This window comes from Streptomyces griseoflavus (assembly GCF_014649995.1).
Classification (GTDB): Bacteria; Actinomycetota; Actinomycetes; order Streptomycetales; family Streptomycetaceae; genus Streptomyces; species Streptomyces griseoflavus.
In genome coordinates, this window is record NZ_BMUC01000001.1 from 363878 (window position 1) to 377020 (window position 13143).

14 protein-coding genes are annotated in these 13143 nt (G+C 71.7%); 7 read left to right on the forward strand and 7 right to left on the reverse strand.

What is annotated here, in order from left to right; all coding sequences use genetic code 11:
- From IE172_RS01590 to IE172_RS35320, 3 genes are all read right to left on the reverse strand, one after another.
- Positions 1 to 757 (reverse strand): ABC transporter substrate-binding protein (locus tag IE172_RS01590; protein WP_229885741.1); only part of this gene is annotated, 757 nt, incomplete at its 3' end.
- 209 nt (positions 758 to 966) lie between these two features.
- Positions 967 to 2184 (reverse strand): ROK family transcriptional regulator, encoded by a 1218-nt coding sequence (locus IE172_RS01595; protein ID WP_190095214.1) that lies wholly within the window; start codon positions 2182 to 2184, stop codon positions 967 to 969.
- An 82-nt stretch (positions 2185 to 2266) separates the two neighbouring features.
- A complete protein-coding gene (locus IE172_RS35320; RefSeq protein WP_350328531.1) occupies positions 2267 to 2350 on the reverse strand; it encodes a putative leader peptide in 84 nt (27 codons plus the stop codon).
- A gap of 303 nt (positions 2351 to 2653) precedes the next feature.
- Between IE172_RS35320 and IE172_RS01600 the strand changes: the two genes are divergently transcribed.
- Positions 2654 to 3238 carry a biotin transporter BioY gene (locus IE172_RS01600; RefSeq protein ID WP_190095215.1) on the forward strand — a complete coding sequence of 195 codons (585 nt, stop codon included), beginning with the start codon at positions 2654 to 2656 and terminating at the stop codon, positions 3236 to 3238.
- Positions 3239 to 3370: 132 nt separating this feature from the next.
- Here the strand turns inward: IE172_RS01600 and IE172_RS01605 are convergent, their stop codons facing one another.
- The gene (locus tag IE172_RS01605) at positions 3371 to 4861 is read right to left on the reverse strand and encodes an amino acid permease (RefSeq protein ID WP_190095216.1); all 1491 of its coding nucleotides are present in this window, start codon (positions 4859 to 4861) and stop codon (positions 3371 to 3373) included.
- Between the two features lie 229 nt (positions 4862 to 5090).
- Between IE172_RS01605 and IE172_RS01610 the strand changes: the two genes are divergently transcribed.
- The gene (locus IE172_RS01610; protein ID WP_190095217.1) at positions 5091 to 5576 is read left to right on the forward strand and encodes a ribose-5-phosphate isomerase; all 486 of its coding nucleotides are present in this window, start codon (positions 5091 to 5093) and stop codon (positions 5574 to 5576) included.
- A gap of 44 nt (positions 5577 to 5620) precedes the next feature.
- Positions 5621 to 6448: an Fpg/Nei family DNA glycosylase gene (locus IE172_RS01615; RefSeq protein WP_190095218.1), complete on the forward strand. Its 828-nt coding sequence runs from the start codon at positions 5621 to 5623 to the stop codon at positions 6446 to 6448.
- Positions 6449 to 6453: 5 nt separating this feature from the next.
- Here IE172_RS01615 and IE172_RS01620 read toward each other — a convergent pair whose 3' ends face one another.
- On the reverse strand, positions 6454 to 7704 hold the full coding sequence (locus tag IE172_RS01620) for a GNAT family N-acetyltransferase (RefSeq protein WP_190095219.1): 1251 nt from the start codon (positions 7702 to 7704) through the stop codon (positions 6454 to 6456).
- 164 nt (positions 7705 to 7868) lie between these two features.
- On the opposite strand from IE172_RS01620, the gene IE172_RS01625 reads away from it, so the two are divergent.
- Both IE172_RS01625 and IE172_RS01630 read left to right on the forward strand, forming a co-directional pair.
- On the forward strand, positions 7869 to 9047 hold the full coding sequence (locus IE172_RS01625) for a PP2C family protein-serine/threonine phosphatase (protein ID WP_190095220.1): 1179 nt from the start codon (positions 7869 to 7871) through the stop codon (positions 9045 to 9047).
- Positions 9048 to 9069: 22 nt separating this feature from the next.
- The gene (locus tag IE172_RS01630; protein WP_190095221.1) at positions 9070 to 9528 is read left to right on the forward strand and encodes an HD domain-containing protein; all 459 of its coding nucleotides are present in this window, start codon (positions 9070 to 9072) and stop codon (positions 9526 to 9528) included.
- A gap of 68 nt (positions 9529 to 9596) precedes the next feature.
- On the opposite strand, the gene IE172_RS01635 is transcribed toward IE172_RS01630, so the two are convergent.
- Entirely contained in the window at positions 9597 to 10784 is a 1188-nt protein-coding gene (locus IE172_RS01635) for an acyltransferase family protein (RefSeq protein ID WP_190095222.1), read from the reverse strand.
- Positions 10785 to 11417: 633 nt separating this feature from the next.
- Here IE172_RS01635 and IE172_RS01640 point away from each other — a divergent pair.
- Entirely contained in the window at positions 11418 to 11612 is a 195-nt protein-coding gene (locus IE172_RS01640) for a hypothetical protein (RefSeq protein ID WP_024887528.1), read from the forward strand.
- Positions 11613 to 11808: 196 nt separating this feature from the next.
- Positions 11809 to 12051 (forward strand): hypothetical protein, encoded by a 243-nt coding sequence (locus tag IE172_RS34290; RefSeq protein ID WP_229885742.1) that lies wholly within the window; start codon positions 11809 to 11811, stop codon positions 12049 to 12051.
- A gap of 441 nt (positions 12052 to 12492) precedes the next feature.
- Here the strand turns inward: IE172_RS34290 and IE172_RS01650 are convergent, their stop codons facing one another.
- Complete coding sequence (locus IE172_RS01650; RefSeq protein WP_190095223.1) at positions 12493 to 12732, reverse strand: hypothetical protein; 240 nt, start codon at positions 12730 to 12732, stop codon at positions 12493 to 12495.
- Positions 12733 to 13143 lie beyond the last annotated feature (411 nt).

The window sequence follows — 13143 nt, forward strand, 5'->3', positions numbered from 1 at the left end:
CGGCGGCCTTCGCCCGGTCGGCCAGCACCGTCGTGGGCGCCCACAGCAGGTTGAGCAGGTCCACCACGTCGGTGGGGATGGTGCGGGCCCCCCGGGAGCCGTACTGCTTCAGATAGGACGGCGCCTGGCTGATGCCGAGCGGCGCGATGTCGACCTGGCCCGACTGCAGGGCGGTGAGGAACTGGTTGCTGGTCAGCGGGATCAGCTCGGCGTCGTCGTACTCCAGCCCGGCCTCCTTCAGGGCGCGCAGCAGGACGACGCCCTGGGCCTGCCCCTGGGAGAACGCGAGCCGCTTGCCGCGGAAGTCCCGCGCCGTGCGGATGTCGCTGCCGGGCCGGGTGGCGAAGAGGTAGTTGGGCCTGCGGGTGATGTTGATCGCGACGATCTTCGCGTCGAAGCCCTGGTAGTGGGCCTGGATCGGCGGGATGCCGGCGTTGTTGGCGAGGTCGAGGGACTGGGCGCGGAAGGCGTTGATGACATCCGGACCGGCCCCGATGTTCAGCCAGTCGGCCACCTCGAAGGGCAGGTCGTCGAGTCCGGCGAGCTTCAGCTGGATCTGCTGGAAGTTCTCGAACGAGGAGATCTTCAGGCTCGTACCGGCCGGGACCTTCGTGGCCAGGGGCGCCTTCAGGGACGCCTCGTCGGCCGCGGCGCCGGCCTCGGCGCAGCCGCTCAGTCCGGCGGCGGCGGCGGTGACACCGAGCACGGAGGCGAGGAAGCGCCGCCGGTCGAGACGGGGCGCGGGGGGTGCGGGCATGAGGGAGCTCCCGGAGTTCACACAAATGACACAGGGCAGGAAGGCAGGCTGAATTCAGGGCGGAAAAACCGCGGAAGGGAATTCACGCAGAGAGGGACGGACGCTGCGGATGCTCGCGCGTCAACGTGTCAGCAACAGAGGGTGCGACAGCTCATGACCAGCATGTTCCTGTCCAGGGAAGAGGTCTGTCAATATTCGGAGTTTTTGAATTAATTACGCTCAGGTGAAACGGCGAGAGGGTCCCGGTAGAGGACGTCCAGAGCCACCGAACCACCGGCCACGGCCAGGAGCGAATCCGGGAAACTCGTCGGTACGACCGTGACGGCCCGCTCGTCGTCGAGCTCCCCGCGCAACGCCGCGAGGCAGTCCGGCCGGTGCAGGACACCGGTCTCGGTGACGACGACGCTCTCCGGGTTGAGGACATCGGTCAGCAGGCCCACCGCGCGCCCCGTCATACGGGCCCGCTCCCGCAGCAGCCGTACCGCCTCCGGGTGCCCGGCCGCCGCCGCGTCGACGATCCGCGCCGAGTCCGTGACGTCGCGGATTCCGGCCTGCCGGGCCCGCCGGCACAGCGTGCGCTCGCTCAACTCGGCCTGGAGGCAGCCGGTCCGGCCGCACGGGCAGGGCTCGGTACCGCCCGCGAGCGGCAGATGGGCGATCGCGCCCGCCTGCGAGCGGGGGCCGTGGTGCACCTCGTCGTGGGTGGCGAACGCCGCGTCCACCAGGTTGCCGGCGAACAGCAGCAGCACACTGCGGCTGCCGCGCGCCGCCCGCCCGAACAGCCGCTCCGCGCCGACCAACGCCCGCGCGTGCCCGTCCACATGGACCGGCAGCCCGGTGTGCGCGCCGAGCGTCTCCCGTACCGCGACGTCCCGCCAGCCGAGCAGCGGATGCTCGACGACGGTGCCGGCCTGCCGGTCCACCCAGCCGCCGGCCGCGAAGCCGACCGCCAGCGGGCGCGCGCCCGGCAGCCCGTCCAGCAGCGCCGCCAGGGTGTCCGCGGCCCGCGCCAGCACCCGGGACGGCTCGGTGTCCGCGTGCGGCAGCCGCCGCTCGGCGACCACCCGGCCGCGCGGATCGAGCAACGCCACCGTGGTGTACGGCACGGACACGTGCACCCCGCCCACCACCAGCCGCGACGCGTCCACGTCCACCGGCACGTGCGGCCGGCCGACCCCTCCCGACCGGCGGGGAGCGGCGGCCTCCCGGACGAGCCCCAGCCGTGCCAGACGGGCGCAGTGGTCGGTCACCGCGGCGGGCGACAGCCCGGTGAGCCGGGCGATGGTGCTGCGCGCCACCGGCCCGTGCTCCAGCACGGACCGCAGCACCACACTGGCGCTGGTGCGCCGCCGGTCGGGATCGGCGGCACGCGGTACGGGAGCGGAGGAGGGGAGGGAACGGGAAGGGGGTGCCACGGTACGAAGCATGGGGAACTTCCTCGGGAACGGGTCCGACACTGCGCCGTCGTACGGGAGTCGGGGCGCACCGGATCCGCTCGGCCGCGCCCCGCTAGAGGAGGCGACAGGCGGCCGCGCCGACACGTCGCAGATCGACGTGGCGACGCGAGGTGAAGTTCCGGGACTGGGCGACCATGGCTCGAAGCTAGCAAACGGCCCCCGGCCCTGCCCAGACGGCGACCGACGGGCGAGACGACGGCCGCGCACCCCGGCGGCCCGTTTGGCGGTTCCCTACAGCCGCCGTCGTCCGGCCGGGTGTTGGCGACACCACCTCACCTCAGTGACCGGCGTCACCCCGTACCCCTGGCGGCCACCGTTCTTTGTCCGGAGCCCACCAAGTCCGTGTTCGTGCCTTTGTCGAGCGCTGACGGTGATCGGTGCGGGGGAGCCGGTATAGCGTCGCGGTGTCCCCAACCGTCCTCACCTCCGCGGAGACCCCATGAGCACCGCTTCCGTCACGTCCGCCCGATCCGGACTGGTCCTCGCCGACCTGGTGCCGGCCTCCCGCGTCCGGGACGCCGCGCTCGTGCTCGGCGGTGCCGCGTTCACCGGCCTGGCCGCCCAGATCGCGGTGCCCGTTCCCGGCTCCCCGGTGCCGGTGACCGGCCAGACCTTCGCGGCGCTCCTCGTCGGCACCACCCTCGGCGCGCGCCGCGGGTTCGCCTCCCTCGCGGTGTACGCGCTGGTGGGCATGGCCGGTGTGCCGTGGTTCGCGGAGGGCAGGTCCGGGATGGCGATGCCGTCCTTCGGCTACATCCTCGGCATGCTGCTGGCCGCCGTCGTCGTGGGCGCGCTCGCCCGGCGCGGCGCGGACCGCTCCGCCTGGCGGACGGCGGGCACCATGGTGCTCGGTTCGGCGGTCATCTACGCCGTCGGCGTGCCCTACCTGGCCCTCGCCACCGGCATGTCCGCCTCCGCCGCGATCGCGGCCGGCGTGACCCCGTTCCTGATCGGCGACGCGCTGAAGGCGGCGCTGGCGATGGGCCTGCTCCCCACGGCCTGGAAGCTCCTCGACAAGCGGTAGGCGCACGGCCCGCGCCTTCGCGGACGAGAGACTCGCCGGTCGGCACGGACCGGCGAGCCTCTTGTCGTGGCGGGCCTCTTCGGATGGCGCGGCTCGACGGTGCCGTGAGCGCGGCGGGACGGACGCGCCGGGTCAGCCGGTCCGCGCCCCGTCGCGGGCGGCCCCCGCGTCCGCGTCCGCGGTGCCGCGCCGCCCCGCCAGCCGCTGCTTCACGAAGGAGACGGCGAGCACGACACCGGCGACCATCAGCGACAGCAGCATCGTCGTGCGGCCGTTGTGCTCCGTGTCCGTCAGCATGTAGCCGAGCACGAACACGATCAACGCCGCGCTGGCCCACGTCAGATACGGGTACAGCCACATCCGTACGACCAGCTTCTCCGGGGCCTCCGCCTGGATGATCTTCCGCATCCGCAGCTGCGAGAAGCAGATCACCAGCCAGACGAACAGCGCGACCGCGCCGGAGGAGTTGACCAGGAAGAGGAAGACGGAGTCCGGGAACTCGTAGTTGAAGAACACCGCGACGAAGCCGAACACCACCGACGCGACGATCGCGTTGCGCGGCACGCCCCGGCCGGTGGTCCGGGCGAACGCCTTCGGCGCGTCCCCGCGCCGGCCGAGCGAGAAGGCCATCCGCGAGGCGGTGTAGAGCCCGGAGTTGAGACAGGACAGCACGGACGTCAGCACGATGAAGTTCATGATCTGACCGGCGTGCGCGATCCCGAGGGAGTCCAGGGCGGCCACGTAGGAACCGTCCTCGGTGATGGACTCGCTGTCCCAGGGCAGCAGACAGACCACGACGAGGATCGAGCCGAGGTAGAAGACACCGATCCGCCAGATGATGCTGTTGGTCGCCTTGGTGACGGCCCGCTGCGGGTCCTCCGACTCACCGGCGGCCAGGGTGGCGATCTCGCTGCCCATGAAGGAGAAGACGACGAGCAGGATGCCGGTGAGGATCGCCCCGGCGCCGTTCGGCAGGAAGCCGCCGTGGCCGGTGAGGTTGGCGAGCCCCGCCTGGTCGCTGTCGGCACCGGGCAGCACACCGAAGACGGCCAGACCGCCGACGACGATGAACGCGCCGATGGCGACGACCTTGATCCCGGCGAACCAGAACTCGAACTCGCCGTAGGAGCCGACGGACGCGAGGTTGGTGGCGGTCAGCACCACCATCACGATGAGCGCCCAGCCCCACTGGGGGACGGCCGGTATCCACCCCTCGAGGATCGCGGCACCGGCGGTCGCCTCCACCGCCAGCACCACGACCCAGAAGAACCAGTACAGCCAGCCGATGGAGAACCCGGCCCACGGCCCGAGCGCCCGGTCGGCGTGGGCGGAGAAGGACCCGGACGTCGGGTTCGCCGCGGACATCTCACCGAGCATCCGCATCACCAGCACCACGAGCGTGCCGACGAGGGCGTACGACAGGAGGATGCCGGGGCCGGCGGTCGCGATGCCGGTGCTGGAGCCGACGAACAGGCCGGCGCCGATGACACCGCCGATGGCGATCATCGACAGATGGCGGTTCTTCAGGCCCGCCTGGAGCCCGGAACCGGGTGGGGGGTTTCCGTGGCCGTCCGGCTCATGAGGGCCGTCGCCGGCCTTGGTCAGTGTCGGCTGCGAAGTCATGGGGGGTCTTCCTTTGCGCCGGTCGAGCGGTCCCCGAACACGCGGGGTACGAGCCGGACCAGTGAAACGGAGGTGAACTCAAACAGGAACCTTTGAATCGGACCTTTACTGGAACTTTTCCTTAGGTTCTGTGGATTCCCTCACACTCCTCACGCGTCCCGCCCCGTGAGACCGCTCCCCGTCGCCACCCCGCGCCGCCGCCCGGAAGCGGCCGTGTCACACTCGACGCATGCGCGTGTATCTCGGCTCCGACCATGCGGGCTACGAACTCAAGAACCACCTCGTCGAGTGGCTCAGGGAAGCGGGCCACGAGCCCGTCGACTGCGGTCCGCACCTCTACGACGCCCAGGACGACTACCCGCCCTTCTGCCTCCGCGCGGCCGAGCGGACCGCCGCGGACGAGGGCGCCCTCGGCATCGTGATCGGCGGCTCCGGCAACGGCGAGCAGATCGCCGCCAACAAGGTCGACGGCGTACGGGCGGCGCTGGCGTGGAGCGAGGAGACGGCGGCCCTGGGACGTCAGCACAACGACGCCAACGTGGTCGCGGTCGGCGCGCGCATGCACAGCCGGGACGAGGCGACGAAGTTCGTCGAGATCTTCCTGAGCACCCCGTTCTCGGGCGACGAGCGTCACATCCGCCGGATCGACATGCTGTCCGCCTACGAGACCACGGGCGACCTGCCCCCGATCCCCGCCCACCACCCCCAGCAGTAGGCGGCACCACGCCGGACGAGGAAGAGCGAGCGAGGGGGTGACCCGTGCCTGAGGGCCACACGATCCACCGGCTGGCCCAGGACTGTGCCGGCGCCTTCGTGACCGGCGGCCCCCTTCGCGTCACCAGCCCGCAGGGCAAGTTCAGCGACGCCGCCGCTCTTCTCGACCGCACCCCGCTGCACACCACCGAAGCCCACGGCAAGCACCTCTTCCTCGGCTTCGGCGACCCCGAGCCCGCGCACACCGACTGGGTCCACATCCACCTCGGCCTGTTCGGCAAGGTCACCTTCGGCCCGGCCCCGGTGCCACCGCCCACGGACACCGTCCGCCTGCGCCTCGCCGACCACGCCTCGTACGTCGACCTGCGCGGCCCCACCACCTGCGCCCTGATCACGGACGGCGAGAAACGGGCGGTGCACGACCGTCTCGGCCCCGACCCGCTGCGCCCGGACGCCGACCCGGCCCTCGCCTACCGCAGGATCAGCCGCAGCCGCACCACGATCGCCGCGCTCCTCATGGACCAGAAGGTCATCGCGGGCGTGGGGAACGTCTACCGCGCCGAGGTCCTCTTCCGGCACGGCATCGACCCCTACCGAGCCGGCCGGGACATCACCCCCGCCCAGTGGGACGCGATCTGGGCCGACCTGGTCGCGCTCATGCGCGAGGGCGTCCGCCACAACCGCATCGACACCGTCCGCCCCGAGCACACCCCCGAGGCGATGGGCCGCCCGCCGCGCGTCGACGACCACGGCGGCGAGGTGTACGTCTACCGCAGGGCGAACCTGCCCTGCCACATCTGCGGCGGCGGGATCCGCACCGCCGACCTCGCCGCCCGCAACCTCTTCTGGTGCCCCGCCTGCCAGCGCCCCTGAGACCGTCAGAAGCCGTGCGGCAGCCACGGCGCCGGGTCGCTCCCGAACGCCAGGGACGCCTCCGCGAGCGCACCGCGGCGCAGTTCACGCACCCGGCCCGCCGACGCGAGAGCGGTGAGACTCACCCCGCCCAGATACGCGGCACCCAGCTCCCGCACCGACAGGGCGAGGTCGGCGGCATCGTCCGTACGCTCGCAGGAGGCCCCCTTCGCGTCGCCGCTCAGCCGCCGGCGTCCCGCGTTCCACGGGCAGAAGGCGTCCTCCACCTCCAGCACGACGTCCACGGGCGCCCGGTACGTCCGCGCCGCGAGCGCCTCGCCGACGTCCACCAGCCGCACGTACAGCGCGTCCTTCAGCGTCGGCCGGCCCCGGCGTATGTCCGACACCAGGTACTGCCAGTTCTCGTCGACGGGCCGCCCCCGCGCCACCAGCGTCGACGTCAGGTCGATGTCGAACAGGAAACGCCACAGCGCTGCGGACGCCGCCGGATCCAGCGCCTCCAGGTCACTGAGGACCACCTCCCCGTCGGGCCCGCCCGGCCCCCAGGACGGCTTCACCCGGAACCGCGCGTACCCGGCCGTCCGGCCGTCCCGCTCGGCCACCACGCACTGCAGCGGCGAGGCGCCGCCCCGCTCGCTCTCCGGGTCGAGCACCCCCAGCCGCTCCCAGCCCGGCCCCCGCGCCACCATGCCCGGGCGGCCCGGCACCAGCCGGGCGTAGACCGCCTCGCAGGCGTCCAGCGCGTCGGCGGGATCCACGTACCGCAGGCGTACGTCGTCCGTGCCGGGCGGCACGGACAGCCCCGCCCGCCGGGTGTCGATCTCCGCGTCCGCCTGGAAGGTCGCCGCTCCGTACCCGAACCGGCCGTAGATGGCCGGCTCGGACGCCGTCAGCACCGCCAGCGGTTCGCCCCAGGACCGTACGTCGTCCAACTGCCGCCGCATCATGGACGTCAGCACCCCGCGTCGCCGGTGCGTGGCGGCCACACTGACCATCGTGACTCCCGCGGCCGCGACGGACGCGCCACCGGGAACGGTCAGTTGGAAGCGGAAGGCGCCCGCCGACGCCACGCACTCCCCGCCCTCCCAGGCGCCCAGGAAGCGGTCGTACTCGGTCAGCGCGCGCCACAGTTCGCGCTCCTCCTCCGCCTCCGGCGTGCCGCCGAACGCCCGGATGAGGTTCGCGTACACCTTGTCCCATTCCTCCGGCTTCAGCACCCGGAGTTCGGGCGCGGGGCCCGTCGTATCGTTCGCCATGGCCCCATGCCTACCAGGACAATGCGGGGCGAGCGACGGAATTTCTCCCGGGGGTCCCCACGGCGGCGTTCCGTGAAGTTCACTGTGATTCCGGTCCCCGTCGGAGGGGACAACCAGGACCTCCCGTGCCAAGCGGCCGGTCCGATGGATAGGGTCCCGAACTAATGGCAGCAGGACGACAGCGGCGCGCGGAAGCCGACACGTTCACGGCCCGGTTGAAGAAGCAGTGGCACCGGGCCCGCGTCGGCGTGCGCCGAGCCGCCGTCGACTACTTCCGCGGCGACGGCTCGGACTGGATCGCGCTCGCCGGACTGCTCCTGACCGTCCCGCTGATCGCGGCCGGCACCCTCGCCAACTCCGTGTGGTGCGCGCCCGCCGCACTGGTCCTCCCGATCGTCGTGGGCGGCCTGCTGCTGCGCCCGGCGAGCCTGCTCGGGCTGTACGCGGCGGCGGCGGCCGCGCTGATCGTGGAGGCGGTGCAGCTCGGCCCCTACACCGAGGGCGCGGCCCGGGTCACCCCCGGCGTGGTCCTCGTCGTCGCGGCCTGCGGCTTCTTCGGACTGCTCGTCGCCCAGTTCCGCAGCCGGGTGGGCGTGCCCTGGCGGCGCGGCGGCACCATGCTGTTCGACCTGCGCGAACGCATCCGGGTGCAGAGCAAGCTGCCGAAGCTGCCGGACGGCTGGCACCGCGAGATGGCCCTGCGCCCCGCGGGCGGACAGTCCTTCTCCGGTGACTTCGTCGTCGCGGCCCGCACCAACGGCGGGCGCACGCTGGAGGTCGTCCTGACGGACGTCTCCGGCAAGGGCATGGACGCCGGTTCGCGCGCCCTGCTGCTGTCGGGCGCCTTCGGCGGTCTGCTCGGCAGCCTCCCGCCGCACTCCTTCCTCCCCGCCGCCAACGGCTACCTGCTCCGCCAGGACTGGGACGAGGGCTTCGCCACCTCCATCCACCTGGTCCTCGACCTGGACTCCGGCGACTACGAGCTGTACTCCGCCGGGCACCCGCCGGGCCTCCAGCTCAGCGCGGGCAGCGGACGCTGGGAGGAGAAGGCCGCCGACGGCCCCCTGCTCGGGGTGTACGACGGCGCCCAGTTCGACTCGGTGAAGGGCTCGCTGCGGCCCGGGGACGTCCTGATGCTGTTCACCGACGGCCTGGTGGAGACCTCCGACCGGGACATGGTCGAGGGCATCGACCGCCTCACCGGCGAGGCCGACCGCTACGTCGCCGGCGGCTTTCACGGCGCCGCCTGGCACCTCATCGAGTCGGTCGCCAAGGACGTCAACGACGACCGGGCGCTGCTGCTCATATGCCGGGAGGGCCCGACGGCCGCCGCGGCCCGCTGAACTCCCCGGGCACACTGGACGGGTGACCGAGACACCGCGCACCCCGCTGACCCCCGACCGGGTGGAGGCCGTCGCCCGCGCCGCGCACGCCGGCCAGACCGACAAGGCGGGCCGTCCCTACGCCGAGCACCTGCGGGCCGTCGCCGAGGGCGTGCGGTCGCGGGGCGGCGACCAGGACCAGATCGCCGCGGCCTGGCTGCACGACGCCGTCGAGGACGGCAGGCTCACCGGGCAGTGGCTCGACCGGGCCCCGCTCACCCGGCGGACCAAGGACATCGTCCTCGCGGTCACCAAACGGTCCGGGGAGCCGCCCGAGGCGTACGCGGCCCGTGTCCTCGCCACCCCCGGCGCGCTGCTGGTGAAGGAGGCCGACCTGGCACACAACGCCGACCCGGCCCGGCTCGCGGTCCTCGACGCGGCCACCCGGAGACGACTGACCGAGAAGTACGCGCGGATGCGCGCACTTCTCGGCCTCGTGTAAGAGCTCGTGTGGAACGCGTGTGGAACCGCGTGTGAAACCTTGTGTGACAGGAAAGCGGCGACGGGCCGCTACGCGTCGACCTTCTCGCGCGTCTCCCGCTGCTCCACCCGCTCGCGCTCCCGGGGCGGCCGCGCGGCGTCCCGCTTGAACGCCCACTCCATCCGGGGCTCCACCACGCACCGGAAGACCCGCTGCACCGGCGTGCTGCACAGGAACGTCACGACGGCGGCCGCGAGGACGGTCACCACGACCGCGCCGAGCGGTGTGTGCAGCGCGGACGGCTCGAACCAGCCCTGGTAGTCGCCGCCCTTCACCACGAAGCCGTGCAGCAGGTAGCCGTACAGCGTGCCCGCGCCGAGCGCGGTGAACCACGTGCGGCGGCCCGGCACCCAGGCGAAGAAGCAGGCGGTCAGCAGCAGCGAGCAGCCGAACGTCGCCAGCACCATGACCGGACCCGCCCACCACGGACCGCCCAGCTCCTGCGCGGAGTCACGGTGGTAGAACCACGCGGCGCTCATCCGCGGCACGGCCAGCCAGCTCAGCACCAGCGCCGTCGCGAACACGGGTACCGCCGCGATCCGTACCGACCGGCGGCGCACCAGGTGGAAGTGCTCGGGCCGCAGGCACAGGCCGAGCACGAAGTACGGCAGGAACTGCAGTACGCGCTGCAGGTCGAGGTCGTCGCCGATCTCGGGGCTGACACTGGCCAGCATGGCGATGCCGAGGGCCAGCGGCAGGGGGTGGCGGACGAGCTTCCAGATCGGCGTGGTCAGCCGCCAGACGAACAGGGCGACCAGGAACCAGGTGAGGTACCAGGGGTCGAGGAGGCTGATCTCCTGCTGCGGGTCGTTGTCGACGACCCGCTTGAAGAGGGGATAGGCGCTCTCGAAGACGATGTACGGCACCACGACGCCGGTGATCAGCCGCCGCAGCCGGTCGGACCGCATGTCGAAGCTGCGCGAGAAGTAGCCGGAGATGATGATGAAGGCCGGCATGTGGAAGGCGTAGACGACCGAGTACGCCGCCTCCAGGGTGCGGCTGTCACCCTTGAGCGGCTCCCACGCGTGGCCCACGGCCACCAGCACGATCGCCAGGTACTTGGCGTTGTCGAAGAACGCGTCGCGCTGTCTGCCGGACGGGGCCGGCCGGTCGTCTTCCTTGCTGGTGGAGCGCGGGCTCGGCACTCCGTCCGCCGGTGACTGCGCCGGAGGGAGCGGTGTCCTGCGGTTGCCGTACGGTCGCTGCGAGTTCGTCACGGACCCTCCCGGCGGGAACTCGGGGAGACGATCGGTGAACTCGCTGCGCTTGCGGGGGACGAGGCAGCGTGGAACATCTGAGGCACCCTAGCGTTGTCCGTGGGATTTCGTAAAACGCCCGACGTCGTTACTGGTATTCAGCCCGGGTACCCCGGATCGGGGAAAGTGAGCATGCCGGTGAGGTGATGGCCAACACATGACGCGGAAGGGGGGTTTGCTTACCCGGGACGACCGTACTTGTCATGATTGTTCCGGATCAATCCGTGCATGAGGTCACCAGGCGACTCCGGCGATATGTCCGCCTTCGCTCCCCTTCGGGGAGTTGTCCGCCGGGTGGTCGGGGTATCTGCGGGGCAATTCGAATTAGCTGCGAACGCATTGTGCGGAGACGGCGACGGCTCTCTCGAATCCCTCGCAATTCCTGCGCGGGTGCTCCTTCGAATTGTCGTGCGACACAACGCCGTTGGTGTTCGGGGGAGGGTGTGTCCCCGTTGTGCGGGGACACACATGAACGGACGATGCGTCAGCCGCCGCATGAGGTGGCCCTGTTGGTGGCACGATGGTTCTGGCGGGGTGCGCGGGGTCGCGTCGCCCGGGCCGGGGAAGCCGAACCGACCGAGGGTGTGATCAGTTGTGGCCATTTCACTGTCTGTGGTGCTGCTGTTGGCGATCATCCTGGTGGTGCTGCTGAGAGGCGGCTCCATCAAGGCGGGGCCGGCGATCGTCGCCGTCCTCTTCGGCTTCTTCCTCGCCTCCACCGGCATGGCCGACGACATCCAGCGGTTCCTGGACTCGATAGCGGACATGATCAACTCGATCAGCTTCTGACCGCCGCGACGCCCTTCGACGCCGTCCCGCGCGCCGCTGCCGCACCAGGTACACGCCCGCCACGGCCGAGAGCACCAGGAAGAACAGGGCGCCCGCCCCCGACATCACCGCCAGTACGGCCGCCCCGCCGCCCCCGACGTCCTGCTCACGGGCGACGACCCGGGGGTCGCCGGCCAGGTACCGGACGGTGAGTGGCGTGCCGGCGGAGGTCTTGCCGCCGCCGCTGCCCACCGGCAGATCCGCCACCACGGTCCGCCCGCCGGCCTCGAACTCGACCCGGCAGTGGCCCGCCATGCACGCCCCGCCCGTGTGCAGCGTCGCACGCGCCCGCTCGCCGTCCTGGAGGGAGCGCAGGTGCTGGGCCGCCGGGAGCATCACCAGCGCCGACAGCGCGCCCAGCAGCAGCGCGAACACCAGCGACATCAGCAGGGACACGTGAAGCCCCGGTCCCGTGCTCCGCCGGTGCGTGTCGGAGGCGCTCGCGTTCGGCGTGCCGTTCAGGACCTCCACCACCTTCCGCACCGGGACCGCACCTCGGTCCGGTGCCGCCGAACAGGCTAGGAACCCCGCCCGGGCCGGCATCACGTGCCGATCCGGCACATCGCGAATGGCCAGGCTGCCCGCCGTCGGCAACGAAGGGAGCCCGCGAAGGAGCCCGGAAAGCGGTCAGGGCCGGGTCGGAGGAGTGATCCTGCGACCCGGCCCTGAGCCGTGTGGAGCGGGCGACGGGAATCGAACCCGCGTAGCCAGTTTGGAAGATCGCGTATGCGGATGGTCGCTGACCTGGCAAGGTGCTGACCTGCCCGTTCCTTGCCGAGTCCCCGTGGTTTACCGTGCTGCCCCCTGGGGTGCTGCTGTATCGGGCACGCGGCGGGCACGCTCAGTCGTCGGACCGTTGATCTTCCTGGGTTCGGGGAAGGGTCAGTGAGATAGACCACATAGCGGCCAGCATGCCGAAGCCGTAAGGCAAACCGTCCCACGGCTGCGGCAGCGACTTCTGGAGCCATGTGGTCGCCGCGCAGATGAGCACGAGTACCAGGATCAGCAAAGGGCGCCGGGCGACGTGCCTGACTATCGCGAGGAACGATGCGCCGAACTGCGTCAGTCTCCCTGGCTTCATGTCCGGGACTGTAGCGCCGCTTCCTCTCACCTTCACCAGCCCACCACTCACCCCAGCTCCCATCCCGTCCGCCGTCGACCCACACACCGTGGAGCGGGCGTGGTTCCTGGCGTCCAGGTGGAGCGCGCCACTGTACGAACGACCTGGACGCCAGGGGCCGCGTCTGCTCGGCTCTGCCTGGGTCGACGGTGGTCGGGATGGGAGCCCCCATTGCACGCCCCTACGGGCCCGCAGTCGGCGACGGTGCCCCCTCCATCCCGGTGCCGGCCGATCCCCCGCCGGAGGCATCATCTTGTGCCCGCGGGTGACACCCCGCCCTTGCCCGCTGCACGTCGCGCGCCGCCGGGCGGGGCCGCCGCTGGCGAAGACAGGGCGGCGGCCCCGCCGTACAGGCGGCGCGCACCCGCGCCG